The organism is Streptomyces sp. NPDC058525, assembly GCF_042719495.1.
Taxonomy (GTDB): domain Bacteria; phylum Actinomycetota; class Actinomycetes; order Streptomycetales; family Streptomycetaceae; genus Streptomyces.
Genome location: NZ_JBHXNP010000022.1, coordinates 38,968 through 54,008 on the forward strand (window position 1 = coordinate 38,968; position 15,041 = coordinate 54,008).

At 73.0% G+C, this 15,041-nt stretch carries 8 protein-coding genes; all 8 read right to left on the bottom strand.

Annotated features, from left to right (window positions below; genetic code table 11):
* Positions 1–68 precede the first annotated feature (68 nt).
* The gene (locus tag ACFWP3_RS13630; protein WP_384219893.1) at positions 69–1,619 is read right to left on the bottom strand and encodes an alpha/beta hydrolase; all 1,551 of its coding nucleotides are present in this window, start codon (positions 1,617–1,619) and stop codon (positions 69–71) included.
* 184 nt (positions 1,620–1,803) lie between these two features.
* Positions 1,804–3,015 (bottom strand): DNA polymerase III subunit delta', encoded by a 1,212-nt coding sequence (locus tag ACFWP3_RS13635; protein WP_384219895.1) that lies wholly within the window; start codon positions 3,013–3,015, stop codon positions 1,804–1,806.
* 76 nt (positions 3,016–3,091) lie between these two features.
* Positions 3,092–6,388, bottom strand: a complete 3,297-nt coding sequence (gene tmk / locus ACFWP3_RS13640) for a dTMP kinase (RefSeq protein ID WP_384219897.1) — start codon at positions 6,386–6,388, stop codon at positions 3,092–3,094.
* A gap of 223 nt (positions 6,389–6,611) precedes the next feature.
* Complete coding sequence (gene topA / locus ACFWP3_RS13645; protein WP_384219899.1) at positions 6,612–9,446, bottom strand: type I DNA topoisomerase; 2,835 nt, start codon at positions 9,444–9,446, stop codon at positions 6,612–6,614.
* 301 nt (positions 9,447–9,747) lie between these two features.
* Positions 9,748–9,945 carry a hypothetical protein gene (locus ACFWP3_RS13650; RefSeq protein ID WP_384219901.1) on the bottom strand — a complete coding sequence of 66 codons (198 nt, stop codon included), beginning with the start codon at positions 9,943–9,945 and terminating at the stop codon, positions 9,748–9,750.
* 113 nt (positions 9,946–10,058) lie between these two features.
* The gene (locus tag ACFWP3_RS13655) at positions 10,059–11,573 is read right to left on the bottom strand and encodes a methyltransferase (RefSeq protein ID WP_384219903.1); all 1,515 of its coding nucleotides are present in this window, start codon (positions 11,571–11,573) and stop codon (positions 10,059–10,061) included.
* Between the two features lie 197 nt (positions 11,574–11,770).
* Positions 11,771–12,337, bottom strand: a complete 567-nt coding sequence (locus tag ACFWP3_RS13660; protein ID WP_384219905.1) for a small secreted protein — start codon at positions 12,335–12,337, stop codon at positions 11,771–11,773.
* A 172-nt stretch (positions 12,338–12,509) separates the two neighbouring features.
* Positions 12,510–14,912 (bottom strand): sodium-translocating pyrophosphatase, encoded by a 2,403-nt coding sequence (locus ACFWP3_RS13665; protein ID WP_384219908.1) that lies wholly within the window; start codon positions 14,910–14,912, stop codon positions 12,510–12,512.
* Positions 14,913–15,041: the final 129 nt, after the last annotated feature.

Consider the following 15,041-nt stretch of genomic DNA (forward strand, 5'->3'; position numbering starts at 1 on the left):
GGTGGGACGTAGGTCACATATCGGGGTGAATGCCTCGGCTTCGGCCAGCCGCTCAGCGGCTCAGCGCCTCAGCACTTCTTGCCCTTCTGCGGGACCTTGCCCTCCAGCAGGTAGTGGTTGATCGCGGTGTCGACGCAGTCGCTGCCGCGGCCGTACGCCGTGTGGCCGTCGCCGTCGTACGTGAGGAGGGTGCCGGAGTCGAGCTGGTCCGCCAGGGCCTCGGCCCACTTGTACGGGGTCGCCGGGTCGCGGGTGGTGCCGACGACCAGGATCGGCGGGGCGCCCTTCGCGGCCAGCGGCTTGGCCGTGCCTGTGGCCTTCACCGGCCAGTACGTGCAGTTCAGCGAGGCCCAGGCCAGGCCCGTGCCGAAGACCGGGGAGGCCTTCTCGAAGGAGGGCAGGGCGGAGAGCACCGCGTCCGGGCCGGTGAAGGCCGGGGGCTGGTCCAGGCAGTTGACGGCGGCGTTCGCGGACATCAGGTTGGCGTATTCGCCGTCCGGCGAGCGCTCGTAGTAGCTGTCGGCCAGGCTCAGCAGGCCCGCCCCGTCGCCGTCCATGGCCGAGGTGAGCGCCTCGCGCAGCTGCGGCCAGGCGCTCTCGTCGTACAGGGCCGCGATCACCCCGGTGGTCGCGAGGGCCTCGCCCAGCGGCCGGGCATCGTCGCCCGAGGGCACGGACTGGGCGTCGAGCTTGCGGAAGAACTCCTTCAGGCGCGCCGCCACCGCATCGGGACCGCCCGTGCCGAGCGGGCACCCGGCCTGCTTGGCGCAGTCCTTCGCGAAGGCGGTGAAAGCCGTCTCGAAGCCCGCCGTCTGGTCCCGGTTCAGGTCGAGCGCCGGACGGGAGGGATCCATCGCCCCGTCCAGCACCAGCCGCCCGACCCGGCCCGGGAAGAGGTCCGCGTACGTGGCCCCCAGGAGGGTGCCGTACGAGGCCCCGACGTACGTCAGCTTCTCGTCGCCGAGCACCGCGCGCAGCATGTCCATGTCGCGGGCCGCGTCGACCGTGGAAACGTGCGGCAGGACCCGCTGGGAGTGCGCCTGGCAGCCGGCCGCGAACTCCTTGAAGGCCGCCACCAGCAGCGCCCGCTCGGCCGCGTCGTCCGGGGTCTGGTCCACCTGTGTGTACTTGTCCATCGCCGGGCCGGTCAGGCATTCGACGGGGCTGCTGCGGTCCACCCCGCGCGGGTCGAAGGAGACCATGTCGTACTGGCCGCGGACGGCGGCGGGATAGCCGATGCCCGCGTACGCCTGGAGGTACCCGATGCCGGATCCGCCCGGGCCGCCCGGGTTGACCACCAGGGAGCCGAGCCGCTTGCCCGGGCCGGTGGCCTGGCGGCGGGACACGGCGATGTCGACGTCCTGGCCGGAGCCGGCGTTCGCGTAGTCCAGCGGGGCCTTCATGGTGGCGCACTCGAACCCGGGGACACCGCAGTCGCGCCAGCTCAGCTTCTGCTCGTAGTACGGGCGCAGCGCCGCCGGATCGGGGGACGGCTGCGCCGAACCGGAGGACGCGGCCGCCCGGGGCCCTGCCGACCCGCCGGAGGAGCATCCGACGAGCAGCAGCCCGGCGGCTGCGATCACGGTCCCGGTGGTACGCAGCAGGCGACTGGTGTCCATCCTCGGAGCCTACGTCCTGCCGGGCGGGAGCAGCCCGCGGCCGAGTTCCTGACGGCCCCGCCCGTGCCGCGGCCCCCGCCGGGCGGGGCACGGACCGGGAACGGAACGGGACCGTCCTGGCCCGGGCGGCTGGTCCGCCCGTACGGGTGAGCCGGTCAACCCCGCGTGGACGCCGACGAGCCGGTCAGCCCGCGCGCAGGGACATCGTCATCGCCTCGACCGCGAGCAGGGGCGCCACATTGCGGTCCAGGGCCTCCCGGCAGGCGATGATCGCCTCGATCCGGCGCAGGGTCCGCTCGGGACCCGAGGCGCGCGCGATCCGGTCGAGGTCCGGGCGTATCTCCTCGTTGGCGATGGCCACGGTCGAACCGAGCTGCAGGGCCAGCACGTCCCGGTAGAAGCCGGTGAGGTCGGTCAGCGCCAGGTCCAGGCTGTCACGCTGGGTGCGGGTGCGGCGGCGCTTCTGGCGGTCCTCCAGCTCCTTCATCACACCCGCCGTACCGCGCGGCATCCGGCTGCCGGCGCCCGCCTGGGCGCCGAGCGCTGCCCTCAGCTCCTCGGTCTCCTTGGTGTCTACCTCCTCCGCGACCTGCTTCGCATCCTCGGCGGCGGCGTCGACCAGCTCCTGCGCGGCCTTCAGGCAGCCGCCGACGTCGTCGACGCGGAGCGGGAGCTTCAGCACGGAGGCCCGGCGGGAGCGGGCGGACTCGTCGGTCGCGAGCCGGCGGGCCCGGCCGATGTGGCCCTGGGTGGCGCGGGCGGCGGCCGCGGCCACGGCGGGCTCGATGCCGTCGCGCCGGACCAGCACCTCGGCCACGGCGTCGACCGGCGGGGTGCGCAGCGTCAGGTGCCGGCAGCGCGAGCGGATCGTGGGCAGCACGTCCTCCAGCGAGGGTGCGCACAGCAGCCACACCGTCCGCGGAGCGGGCTCCTCCACGGCCTTGAGGATCACATTGCCCGCGCCCTCGGTGAGCCGGTCGGCGTCCTCCAGGACGATGACCTGCCAGCGGCCCACGGCCGGGGAGAGCTGTGCCCGGCGCACGAGCTCGCGGGTCTCCTTCACACCGATCGACAGCAGGTCGGTGCGGACGATCTCCACATCGGCGTGCGTGCCGATCACGGTGGTGTGGCAGCCGTCGCAGAACCCGCAGCCCGGCTCACCCCCGAGAGTGCGGTCGGGGCTGGTGCACTGCAGGGCCGCGGCGAAGGCCCGGGCGGCGGTGGACCGCCCCGAGCCGGGCGGCCCGGTGAAGAGCCAGGCGTGGGTCATCTTGGAGGCGGCGGGCGGCGCCGTCCCGTCCGTGGTGGCCGTGACCAGGGCGTCGGCATCTCGGGCGGCGGCGGCCAGCTGCCTCTGCACCCGCTCCTGTCCCACCAGGTCGTCCCACACGGGCATCCCGCCCACCACCTTTCACTTCACTCTGCGTGCACCCATTGTGGCGCGCGGCACTGACAATCCGGTCCCGCCCAGGTCAGCGGCGCCGACGCGGGCCCCGCTCGTCGTCGTCGCCGTGCTCGTCGTCCCGGCGGCGGCCCAGCAGTTCGTCCGCCAGCGTCGGCAGATCGTCCAGCGGGGTCTCCTCGGCCCAGTCCGACCGCGGCCGGCGCGGGCGGCCGTCCTCGCCGAGGACCGGGAGCTCGCGCGTCCGGTCCTCGCCCGCCGCCGCGGCGCCTCCGGAGTCCCGGAAGATGCCCGGCGGAACCCGGTCGGCCGGGTTCTCCTCGGAGCGCCGGGCCGTGGGCCGCGAGGCCTGCGGACGTACGGGAGGCAGAACGGCCGTCTCGTCCGTCGGCCGCACGGGAGGCAGGACGGCCGTCTCGTCCGTCGGCCGTACGGGGGGCAGTACGGCGGTCTCGTCCGTCGGCCGCACGGGGGGCAGTACGGCCGTCTCGTCCGTCGGCCGTACCGGCGGCTTCGTCGTGTCGACCTTCGGGACGGGGACCGTCTGCGTGATGTCGTCGGGCTGGACGACCCGCCGGAGCGCCGGCGTCTCGAGCGTCACCGCGTCGTCCGGATGCGGACCATCCGCGTCCGGAGCCGAAGCCGGTTCCTGGGCCTGGGCCTGGGCCTGAGTCTGGGCCTCGGGAGCCGGAGCCGGCGTGGCCGGAGCAGCCGGTGCAGGGGCAGCCGGAGCGGCAGCCGACGCAGCAGCCGAAGCCGCCGCTGCCGCCGACGCCTGGGCCGCCGCCTCGGCAGCCGCCGCAGCAGCCAGCCGACGCGCTTCCTCGGCCTTCAGCAGGGCCTCCTCGGCCCGCCGCTGCTTCTCCAGCCGCCGTTCCTCGGCCTCGGCCCGCAGCCGGGCCTCCTCCTCCGCCTGCCGGCGCAGCCGCTCCTGCTCGGCCGCCCGGGCCTTCTCCTCGGCCTCGGCCCGCAGCCGCTCGGCCTCGGCCCGCGCCCGCGCCTCTTCCTCGGCGCGGATCCGCTCCTCCTCGGCCTTGCGCGCGGCCTCCGCCTCGGCCTTGATCCGGGCCGCCTCGGCCTCGCGGGCGAGGCGGGCCTCCTCCTCGGCCTTGAGCCGGGCTTCCTCCGCCTTGCGCGCGGCCTCTTCCTCCGCCTTGCGCCGGGCCTCTTCCTCGGCGAGCCGCCGGGCCTCGGCCTGGGCCACCAGCTCGGCCTCCGAGAGCGGGAGCATCCGGTCCAGCCGGTGCCGTACGACGGTGGTCACCGAGTCCGGGTCCTGGCCCGCGTCGACCACGAGGTAGCGCCCGGGGTCGGACGCGGCCAGGGTCAGGAACCCGGACCGCACCCGCTGGTGGAACTCCGCCGGCTCCGACTCCAGCCGGTCCGGAGCCTCCGTGAACCGCTCGCGCGCCGCCTCCGGCGACACGTCGAGCAGCACGGTCAGGTTCGGAACGAGCCCGTCGGTTGCCCAGCGCGAGATCCGCGCGATCTCCGTCGGGGAGAGGTCGCGGCCCGCGCCCTGGTAGGCCACGGAGGAGTCGATGTAGCGGTCGGAGATGACCACCGCGCCGCGCTCCAGGGCCGGGCGCACCACCGTGTCCACGTGCTCCGCGCGGTCGGCGGCGTACAGCAGCGCCTCGGCACGGTTCGAGAGCCCGGCCGAGGAGATGTCGAGCAGGATCGAACGGAGCCGCTTGCCCACCGGAGTGGCCCCCGGCTCCCGCGTCACGACGACCTCGTGGCCCTTGCCCCGTATCCAGTCGGCCAGCGCCTCCACCTGCGTGGACTTGCCGGCCCCGTCACCGCCCTCCAGGGCGATGAAGAACCCGGTGCCGGACGGGGCCTGCACCGGCTCCCCGCCGCGCAGCGCCTCGCGCAGGTCGCGCCGCAGGGGTACGCCGCTGCGGTCGTCGGCCTTGGCCAGGACCACGGCCGCGACCGGCAGCAGCAGCGCGCCGACGAGCATCAGGGTGAAGGCGGCGCCGCCGTGTGCGACGACGACCTCGCCCCCGCCCAGCCGGTGCGGCCCGATCACCGCGGCGAGCACCGGCGCCACGACGGCCCCGAGCGCCACGGCCACCCGTACGACCGCGTGCAGGTGCTCGGTGACCCGGGCCCGGCGGAACTCCTCGGTCTCCTGGTCCAGCAGCGTGTGCCCGGTGTTGGCGGCGACACCCGCGGCGGCGCCGGCGAGCAGCGACAGGAACAGCCCGGTCGCGGTATCCGCGACCAGCCCGGCCAGCAGCAGCGACAGCCCGGCCACCGCTATGGCCAGGGCCAGCAGCCGGCGCCGGGAGAGGGCGGGCAGCACCTTGCCGGCCTGGGTGGCGCGGATGCCCGCGGCGGTGCCGCCGACCAGCGCGAGGACGAACAGTGCGAAGGCGGCCGGACCGCCGCCGAGGTCGAAGGCGTGCAGTACGGCCACGGCCACGGCGCAGGACACCGCTCCGGCGACCGACGCGCAGGCCAGGACCAGCAGCGGGATGACGCCGGTACGGCCCTTGTCGGGCCGGTCCCCCGCCTTGGGGGCGCGCAGGCCCTCCAGCGGCGAGCGCGGCCGCGGGGTCTTCCCGCCGGGCAGCACCAGCGGCAGCAGCAGCGAGACGGAGGCCGCGAAGAGGCCGGAGGCCACGTACGAGCCGAGCGCGGCCTGGTTCGCGGCGAACCAGTCGACGCCGAGCCCGAGGGCCTTGCCGACCAGGGTGGCGGTGAGCAGCGCGGCCGCGGCGACCGGGAGCGCCGCGAAGGCCGTGCGCAGGCTCAGCCGGCGCAGTGCGTCCAGGTGGTCCGGAAGCGGTCGTACGGTCGCCCCCTCGGGCGGCGGCGCGGGCAGCAGGGCCGGAGCGGCGCTCTCCTTGGCCAGGGTCCACAGCCGCTCGGCGGCGCCGGCGACGAAGACGGTGGCCAGCAGCGCGGTGAGCGCGTGGGCCGGGATCCAGTCGAGCCACAGCGGGGCGACGACGAACAGCCCGAGCCGGACCCCGTCGGCGCCGATCATCGTCCAGCGGCGGTCCAGCTTGCCGCCCGGGGCGAGCAGACCGGAGAGCGGTCCCAGCAGGACAGCTCCGAAGAACAGGGTGGCCAGGATCCGGACCCCGAAGACGACGGCCACGGCGAGGGCCGCGCCCCGGTAGCCGCCGCCGAAGGCTCCTTCGGTGGCGGCCGCCTGAAGGGCCAGCAGCACCAGCACCAGCAGCGCGAGGGCATCTCCGATGCCGCTCACCAACTGGGCGCTCCACAGCCGGCGCAGCCTTGGGGTGCGCAGCAGTGCGCGCACCGCACGCTCGCGGGAATCCGCGGCTAGGGCTTCGTCGTAGGTGGGGTTCTCGGGGGCGGTCACGACCGTTGGCTGCTCGGCTCGCGTCATCCGCCCAGCCTATCCGCTGCGCTTGGCGGGTGCGGAAGCCTGTGGACAAGGTCCGGTGTGACCCCGGCCCCACCTCTCCGGGGCCCCGCCCCGGGACCCGCCCCGGGACCCGGCGCGGCCGACACATGCGGCGCCGTTGCGGGGGCTCTGCCCCCGAGCCCCCGCGCCTCAAACGCCGGCGGGGCTGGAATTGCCGCAGCGCGGCAACCCAGCCCCCCAGCGGTTACTCGTCAGCCGGGGCGGCCGCCGCCTTCTTCGCGACCGTCTTCTTGGCCGTGGTCTTCTTCGCCGCGGTCGTCGTCTTCTTGGCCGCCGTCGTCTTCTTCGCGGCAGCGGTCTTCGTCGCCGTCGCCTTCTTCGCCGGAGCCTTCTTGGCCGGGGCCTTCTTGGCCGGGGCCTTCTTCGCCGTCTTCTTGGCCGGGCCCTTCGCCCGCTTCTCCGCGAGCAGCTCGTAGCCCCGCTCCGGCGTGATCGTCTCGACGTCGTCGTCCCGCCGCAGCGTCGCGTTCGTCTCGCCGTCCGTCACGTACGGCCCGAAGCGGCCGTCCTTGACCACCACCGGCTTCTCGCTGACCGGGTCCGTGCCCAGCTCCTTCAGCGGCGGCTTGGCCGCGGCCCGGCCGCGCTGCTTGGGCTGCGCGTAGATGGCCAGCGCCTCGTCCAGCGTGATCGAGAAGAGCTGGTCCTCGGTCTCCAGCGACCGCGAGTCCGTGCCCTTCTTCAGGTACGGGCCGTAGCGGCCGTTCTGGGCCGTGATCTCCACGTTCTCCGCGTCCACGCCGACCACGCGCGGCAGCGACATCAGCTTCAGCGCGTCGTCGAGGGTGACCGTGTCCAGGCTCATCGACTTGAAGAGCGAGGCCGTCCGCGGCTTGACCGCGTTTTTGCCCGTCTTCGGCGTGCCCTCGGGGAGGATCTCCGTCACGTACGGCCCGTAACGGCCGTCCTTGGCGACGATCTCGTTGCCGCTGACCGGGTCCTTGCCGAGCTCGAACTCGCCGCTCGGCTTGGCGAACAGCTCCTCCGCGTACTCGACCGTCAGCTCGTCCGGAGCCATGTCGTCCGGTACGTCGGCCCGCTGGTGGCCCTCCGCGTCCTTCTCGCCCCGCTCCACGTACGGCCCGTAGCGGCCGACGCGCAGCACGATGCCCTCGCCGACCGGGAAGGAGGAGATCTCCCGGGCGTCGATGGCGCCCAGGTCCGTGACCAGCTCCTTCAGACCGCCGAGGTGGTCCCCGTCGGCGGGCACGACCTCGGTCGCGTCCTCCGAGCCGAAGTAGAAGCGCTTCAGCCACGGCACGGACTGGGCCTCGCCCCGCGCGATGCGGTCGAGGTCGTCCTCCATCTTCGCGGTGAAGTCGTAGTCGACCAGCCGGCCGAAGTGCGTCTCCAGCAGGTTCACCACGGCGAACGACAGGAAGGACGGCACGAGCGCCGTGCCCTTCTTGAAGACGTAGCCGCGGTCGAGGATCGTGCCGATGATCGACGCGTACGTCGACGGGCGGCCGATCTCGCGCTCTTCCAGCTCCTTGACCAGCGAGGCCTCGGTGTAGCGGGCCGGCGGCTTGGTCGAGTGGCCGTCCGCCGTGATCTCCTCGGCGGCGAGCGCGTCGCCCTCCGCGACCTGCGGCAGGCGCTTCTCGCGGTCGTCGAGCTCGGCGTTCGGGTCGTCCGCGCCCTCGACGTAGGCCTTCATGAAGCCGTGGAAGGTGATCGTCTTGCCGGAGGCGGTGAACTCGGCGTCGCGCCCGTCGGCCGCCCGGCCGCCGATCTTCACGGTGACGCTGTTGCCGACCGCGTCCTTCATCTGGGAGGCGACGGTCCGCTTCCAGATGAGCTCGTAGAGGCGGAACTGGTCGCCGGTCAGACCGGTCTCCGCCGGGGTGCGGAAACGATCACCCGAAGGACGAATCGCCTCGTGCGCCTCCTGGGCGTTCTTGACCTTGCCCGCGTAGACGCGCGGCTTCTCCGGCAGGTAGTCGGCCCCGTAGAGCTGCGTGACCTGCGCGCGCGCCGCCGACACCGCGGTGTCCGACAGCGTGGTGGAGTCGGTACGCATATAGGTGATGAAGCCGTTCTCGTACAGCTTCTGGGCCACCTGCATGGTCGCCTTCGCACCGAAGCCCAGCTTGCGCGAGGCCTCCTGCTGGAGCGTCGTCGTACGGAACGGGGCGTACGGGGAGCGGCGGTACGGCTTGGACTCGACCGAGCGCACGGCGAACGCGGTGTCCGCCAGCGCGGCTGCGAGCGCCCGGGCGTTCGCCTCGTCGAGGTGCAGCACCTCGCTCTTGAGCTGCCCGTTCGAGCCGAAGTCGCGGCCCTGGGCCACGCGCTTGCCGTCCACCGTGTTCAGGCGGGCGACCAGCGTCGAGGGGTCGGAGGCGTCACCGGTGCGCCCGGTGGCGAAGGTTCCGGTCAGGTCCCAGTACTCGGCGGAGCGGAAGGCGATGCGCTCGCGCTCCCGCTCGACGACGAGGCGGGTGGCCACCGACTGGACACGGCCGGCCGACAGCCGCGGCATGACCTTCTTCCACAGGACCGGCGAGACCTCGTAGCCGTAGAGGCGGTCGAGGATGCGGCGGGTCTCCTGGGCGTCGACCATGCGCTGGTTCAGCTCGCGCGGGTTGGCGACGGCGTCGCGGATCGCGTCCTTGGTGATCTCGTGGAAGACCATCCGGTGGACGGGGACCTTGGGCTTGAGGACTTCCTGCAGGTGCCACGCGATGGCTTCGCCCTCGCGGTCCTCATCGGTGGCGAGGAAGAGTTCGTCGGACTCGGCCAGCAGCTCCTTGAGCTTCCTGACCTGGGCCTTCTTGTCGGCGTTGACGACGTAGATCGGCGCGAAGTCGTGCTCGACGTCGACGCCGAGGCGGCGGACCTCGCCGGTGTACTTGTCGGGAACCTCGGCCGCGCCGTTCGGGAGGTCGCGGATGTGCCCGACGCTCGCCTCGACGACGTATCCGGGGCCGAGGTAGCCCTTGATCGTCTTCGCCTTGGCAGGGGACTCGACGATGACGAGTCGGCGGCCGCCCTTTGCGGTCTCGCTAGTCGGGGACAACTTGGCTCTTCTCTCCGGTCGGCACTCGGTCGCAGTACGGCGACGCTGCGGAGTGTGACGGTACAACCCGCCCCCGTGTCAAACGGCACAAGCCCGCAACGGCCACTCGAACGGTAACCCGACAAGTGCCGGTTCTGCCGCCCGGATGCCGCGCCGGGCCCCTGCCGGTCACCGGGCCGAGTGTCCGGGGGGCCGTCTGGCCCCGCCCTCGGACCCCTCCCCGGACCTCCCCCGCACCGGCTTCCGCACCGCCCTCCGCACCGCCCCGAACAGCCGGAACCAAGCGGCCGGGGCCCCCGCCTCAGGGCCTCGCGAGGCACCACGCGCCGAGGGCCAGCGACACCCCGCCGGCGAGCAGCGCCAGCGGGACGGCCACAGTGGGGCGCACTCCTTCGGCCACCGGCGCGCCGCTCAGGGCGCGCGCCCCCGTCCAGGCCAGCAGAGCCGCCCCGAACAGCAGGAACACGGCGCCCGAGAAGATCGCCGGACCGTTCTCCATGCCGCTCTCCCTACCCCTGGGCCGCTCCCGGGATCCCCCCGGATCCCGCTGCGCGAGAGCCTTCCAGCCGTCCGGATACGGCGGGCGAACCCCGGGTTACATCCCGGTTCCGGCTACCGCCCGGGACCCGTGACGGGCTCCAGGAAGCCCTGCTCGACCAGCATCCGGATCGCCTCCGGGGTCCGGTCCCGCAGCACGACCGGATCCTCCTGGACCAGGTGCGCGATCGCGTCCAGGATCCGGCCCGCGCTCAGTGAGCCGTCACACACTCCGGCGAAACCCGCTCCGACCGTGTCGACCTTGGTCGCGCGCCGCATTCCGCGGTTCTGCCGGAGCACGACGTGCTCGGGATCCTCCGAGCCCGGCGCGCCGACCTGCTCCTGCACGACCTCGACCGCCAGCTGGAAATAGCCCTCCAGCAGGGCCGCGTCGTCGTGGTCGCGCAGGTAGTCCTGGCGTGCGAAATGAGCCAGCACGGTCTCGCCGAGCGGCTGCTCCACCGAGTGCGGCCACTCCTCCACCACGATCGAGGGCTCGGCCGCGTCCGTCCGGCGCAAGGTGATCCAGCCGAAGCCGACGGACTTCGTCTTGCGGGCCTCGAACTCGTCCAGCCAGTCCTCGTACCGCCGCGCGTACTCGGCGGGGTCGGCCCGGTGGTCGCCCGCGTCCCGCAGCCACAGTTCGGCGTACTGCGTCACGTCCTGCACGTCACGCTGCACGATCCAGGCGTCGCAGCCGCGCGGCACCCAGGAGCGGACCCGGTCGTGCCAGTCCTCGCCCTCCACGTGCTGCCAGTTGCCCAGGAACTGCGCGTACCCGCCGGGGTTCAGGTGCGCTCCGGCCTCCTGGACCAGCGTCCGGCACAGGTCGTCGCCGCCCATGCCGCCGTCCCGGTACGTGAGGCGGGCGCCGGGGGAGATCACGAACGGCGGGTTGGACACGATCAGGTCGTACGTCGCGTCCCCGACGGGCTCGAAGAGCGACCCGGTGAGCAGCTCCGCCTCCGGGGCGCCGGACAGTGCCAGCGTCAACCGGGTGAACTCCAGCGCCCGGGGGTTGACGTCGGTGGCCGTGACCCGGGTGGCGTGCTGGGCCGCGTGCAGCGCCTGGATGCCCGATCCGGTGCCCAGGTCCAGGGCCGAGCCCACCGGGACGCGGACGGTGATCCCGGCCAGCGTGGTGGAGGCGCCGCCGACCCCGAGGACCACGCCCTCCTCGCGGCTGCCGATCCCGCCGGCCCCGCCGACGGCGCAGCCGAGGTCGGAGACGATGAACCAGTCCTCGCCGTCGGGCCCGCCGTACGGGCGCACGTCGACGGTGGCGTGCACCTCGTCGCCCTCGGCCCGCAGCCAGCCGTCGGCGAGCGCCGCCTCGACGGGCAGCGCGCCCCGGGCGTGCACGTACGGGACGGGCTGCTGGAGCAGGAACAGCCGGACCAGGCTGGCGAGCGCCCCGTCACCGCCGCCGCGCGTGGCGCGCAGGGCGGGGACCGTCTCGCTGCGGGCGAGCGCGGCATAGGCGGGGGCGCCGAGCAGGTCGAGCAGCCCGTCGGCGGTGAAGCCGGCGGCCAGCAGAGCGGTGCGCAGTTCGGCGGCGTGGTCGGGCGAGGGAAGGCTGGTGGTACTCACCCCACCATTGTGGCCGCTGGGACCGGTCGATCGGTGCGCCCGCGCGGGCGCCGCGGGCCGTTCCGGGCCGTCTGGGGCCGTTGCGGGCCGTTGCGGGGCTGGTGCGGGCCGTCCCGGGCCCGGACGTGCGACGGGGCGGCCGCGTCCCTTCCGGAACGCGGCCGCCCCGGCCACCGTCAGCTCAGCGCCCCACCGGGCTACTTGGGCGACGGCGAGGGCGCCGTGACCTGGCAGCCCTTCTGGCTGTTCATCGCCCTGTCCAGGCCGCCCGCGTTGAGCTGGGCGAGGGCGTCCTTGCCGCCCTTCGTGGCCTCCTGGAGGCCGCCCGCCAGCTCCTTGAGCCCCTCGGCGAACTTCGTCTGGTCCTTGGCGTCCAGCGCGTCCATCTTGGTCTTCAGGTCGGCGTAGCCCTTGGAGGTCTCCTCGAAGCCCTTGACCGCCGCGTCCAGCGTCGCCTGGCCGTTCTTGACCGGCGGAACTCCCGCCTCCTGCAGCGCGGTCCCCATCGTCTTGTACGACTCGGACATCGTCGCGAACGCCGCCGAGTCGGTCTTCTGGACCTCCTCGGGCTTGCTGCTCTCGGTCGCCACGCGCTTGATCTCGGCGTTGGCCGCCTCGACCTTCTTGAGTTCGGGCTGCCACTGGTCGCAGACCTTCTTGGCCCAGGCGTCGGCCTTCTTGTCGCTGTCGTCCCCACCGCACCCGGACAGGACGAGCATCAGTACCGCACCGCCCGACACTGCGGCCGCAAGCTTCTTGTTCACCGGATTGGTCCCTTCGAAGGCTCTCGGCCCGGAAGATACACGGCCGTCATCCGGCGACGCACAAAGGCGGACAGACGGCGCGTCAGTCCGCGCCGCCTGTCCGCCGTTCGGGCGTACGGGGCTTGTGGCCGGCCCTGCCCGGCCCGGGCCCCCTGTGCCGCCGTGCCTCGGGTCAGGAGACCGTCGCGGGGTCGGCCGACTGGCCCACCCGCTCGGCGGCTCCGGACTCGGGCTCGTCGCCGACGGCGATGCCGCGGCGCTTGGAGACGTACACCGCGCCGATGATGACGCCGATCGCGAGCACCGCGACGACCGCCCGTACCGTGGCGCTGGTGTCCGGTCCGTAGCTGAACTGCACGACCGCGGGGGCGATCAGCAGCGCCACCAGGTTCATGACCTTCAGCAGCGGGTTGATGGCCGGACCGGCGGTGTCCTTGAACGGGTCGCCGACCGTGTCGCCGATGACCACCGCCGCGTGGGCCTCGCTGCCCTTGCCGCCGTGGTGGCCGTCCTCGACGAGCTTCTTCGCGTTGTCCCACGCGCCGCCGGAGTTGGCGAGGAAGACCGCCATGAGCGTGCCCGTGCCGATGGCACCGGCGAGGAAGGAGCCGAGGGCGCCGACGCCGAGGGTGAAGCCCACGGCGATCGGGGTGAGGACGGCGAGCAGGCCGGGCGTGGCGAGCTCGCGCAGCGCGTCCTTGGTGCAGATGTCCACGACGCGCCCGTACTCGGGCTTCTCGGAGTAGTCCATGATCCCGGGGTGCTCGCGGAACTGGCGGCGCACCTCGTAGACCACGGCGCCCGCGGAGCGGGAGACCGCGTTGATGGCCAGGCCCGAGAACAGGAACACGACCGCCGCGCCCAGGATCAGCCCGACCAGGTTGTTGGGCTGCGCGATGTCCAGGCTGAGGTTCATCTCCCCGGCCTTGGCACCGACTTGCTTGACCGCGGTCGCGATGGCGTCGTTGTACGAGCCGAACAGCGCGGCCGCGGCGAGCACGGCCGTGGCGATGGCGATGCCCTTGGTGATGGCCTTGGTGGTGTTGCCCACGGCGTCCAGGTCGGTCAGGACCTGCGCCCCGGCGCCCTCGACGTCCCCGGACATCTCGGCGATGCCCTGGGCGTTGTCGGAGACCGGCCCGAAGGTGTCCATGGCGACGATGACGCCGACGGTGGTGAGCAGGCCGGTGCCGGCCAGGGCCACCGCGAAGAGCGCGAGCATGATCGACGTACCGCCGAGCAGGAACGCCCCGTAGACCCCGAGGCCGATCAGCAGCGCCGTGTAGACCGCGGACTCCAGACCGACCGAGATGCCGGCGAGGACGACGGTGGCCGCACCGGTGAGGGAGGACTTGCCGATGTCCCGGACGGGACGGCGGCTGGTCTCGGTGAAGTAGCCGGTCAGCTGCTGGATCAGGGCCGCGAGCACGATGCCGATCGCGACGGCGACGACCGCCAGGACGCGCGGGTCTCCGGAGTGGTTCAGGATCGCGGCGTTCTCGACCCCGACGAGCTCCTTGTAGGTGGCCGGCAGGTAGGCGTAGACGGCGATCGCGACCAGCACCAGGGAGATCACGGCGGAGATGAAGAAGCCGCGGTTGATGGCGGCCATTCCGCTGCGGTCGCTGCGGCGCGGGGAGACCGCGAAGATGCCGATCATCGCGGTGATCACGCCGATCGCGGGGACGATCAGCGGGAAGGCCAGGCCCAGGTCGCCGAAGGCGGCCTTGCCGAGGATGAGCGCGGCCACCAGGGTGACGGCGTACGACTCGAAGAGGTCGGCGGCCATTCCGGCGCAGTCGCCGACGTTGTCGCCCACGTTGTCGGCGATGGTCGCGGCATTGCGCGGGTCGTCCTCCGGAATGCCCTGCTCGACCTTGCCGACCAGGTCGGCGCCGACGTCGGCGGCCTTGGTGAAGATGCCGCCGCCGACACGCATGAACATCGCGATCAGCGCGGCGCCGAGGCCGAAGCCCTCCAGGACCTTGGGGGCGTCGGCCGCGTAGACCAGGACGACGCAGGAGGCGCCGAGCAGGCCGAGGCCGACGGTGAACATGCCGACGACGCCGCCCGTGCGGAAGGCGATCTTCATCGCCTTGTGGGAGACCTCGGTCAGGTCCTTGGCAGGCTCGCCCTCGGCGGGGGTGGCCTCGCGTGCGGCGGCGGCGACGCGGACGTTGGCGCGGACCGCGAGCCGCATGCCGATGTAGCCGGTGGCCGCCGAGAAGAGGGCGCCCACGAGGAAGAAGGCGGAACGTCCCGCCCGCTGCGACCAGGTGTCGGCGGGGAGCAGGAAGAGCAGGAAGAACACCACGACGGCGAAGACGCCGAGGGTGCGCAGCTGACGGCCCAGGTAGGCGTTGGCACCTTCCTGCACCGCCGCGGCGATCTTCTTCATGCTGTCGGTTCCCTCGTCGGCGGCGAGGACCTGGCGGACCAGGATCTGCGCGACGACGAGAGCGGCCAGTGCCACGGCCGCGATGACGATCACGATGAGCCGGTTGTCATCGGTGAGTACTGCGGCTGCCAGATCAGAGGTGCGATCCGGCGCGAGAGGGGTGAAGAGCCCCGTCATTCGTCCTCCTTGACGTGATGAGCTCAAGATGTGGACGGATTGTAGGGAGCGCACCCTGATCAAAACAGTGCGCAGGAAACGGAATTGGCGTGCTCTTGCTCCTCAGCAATAGATCGCGTCACTCCATTA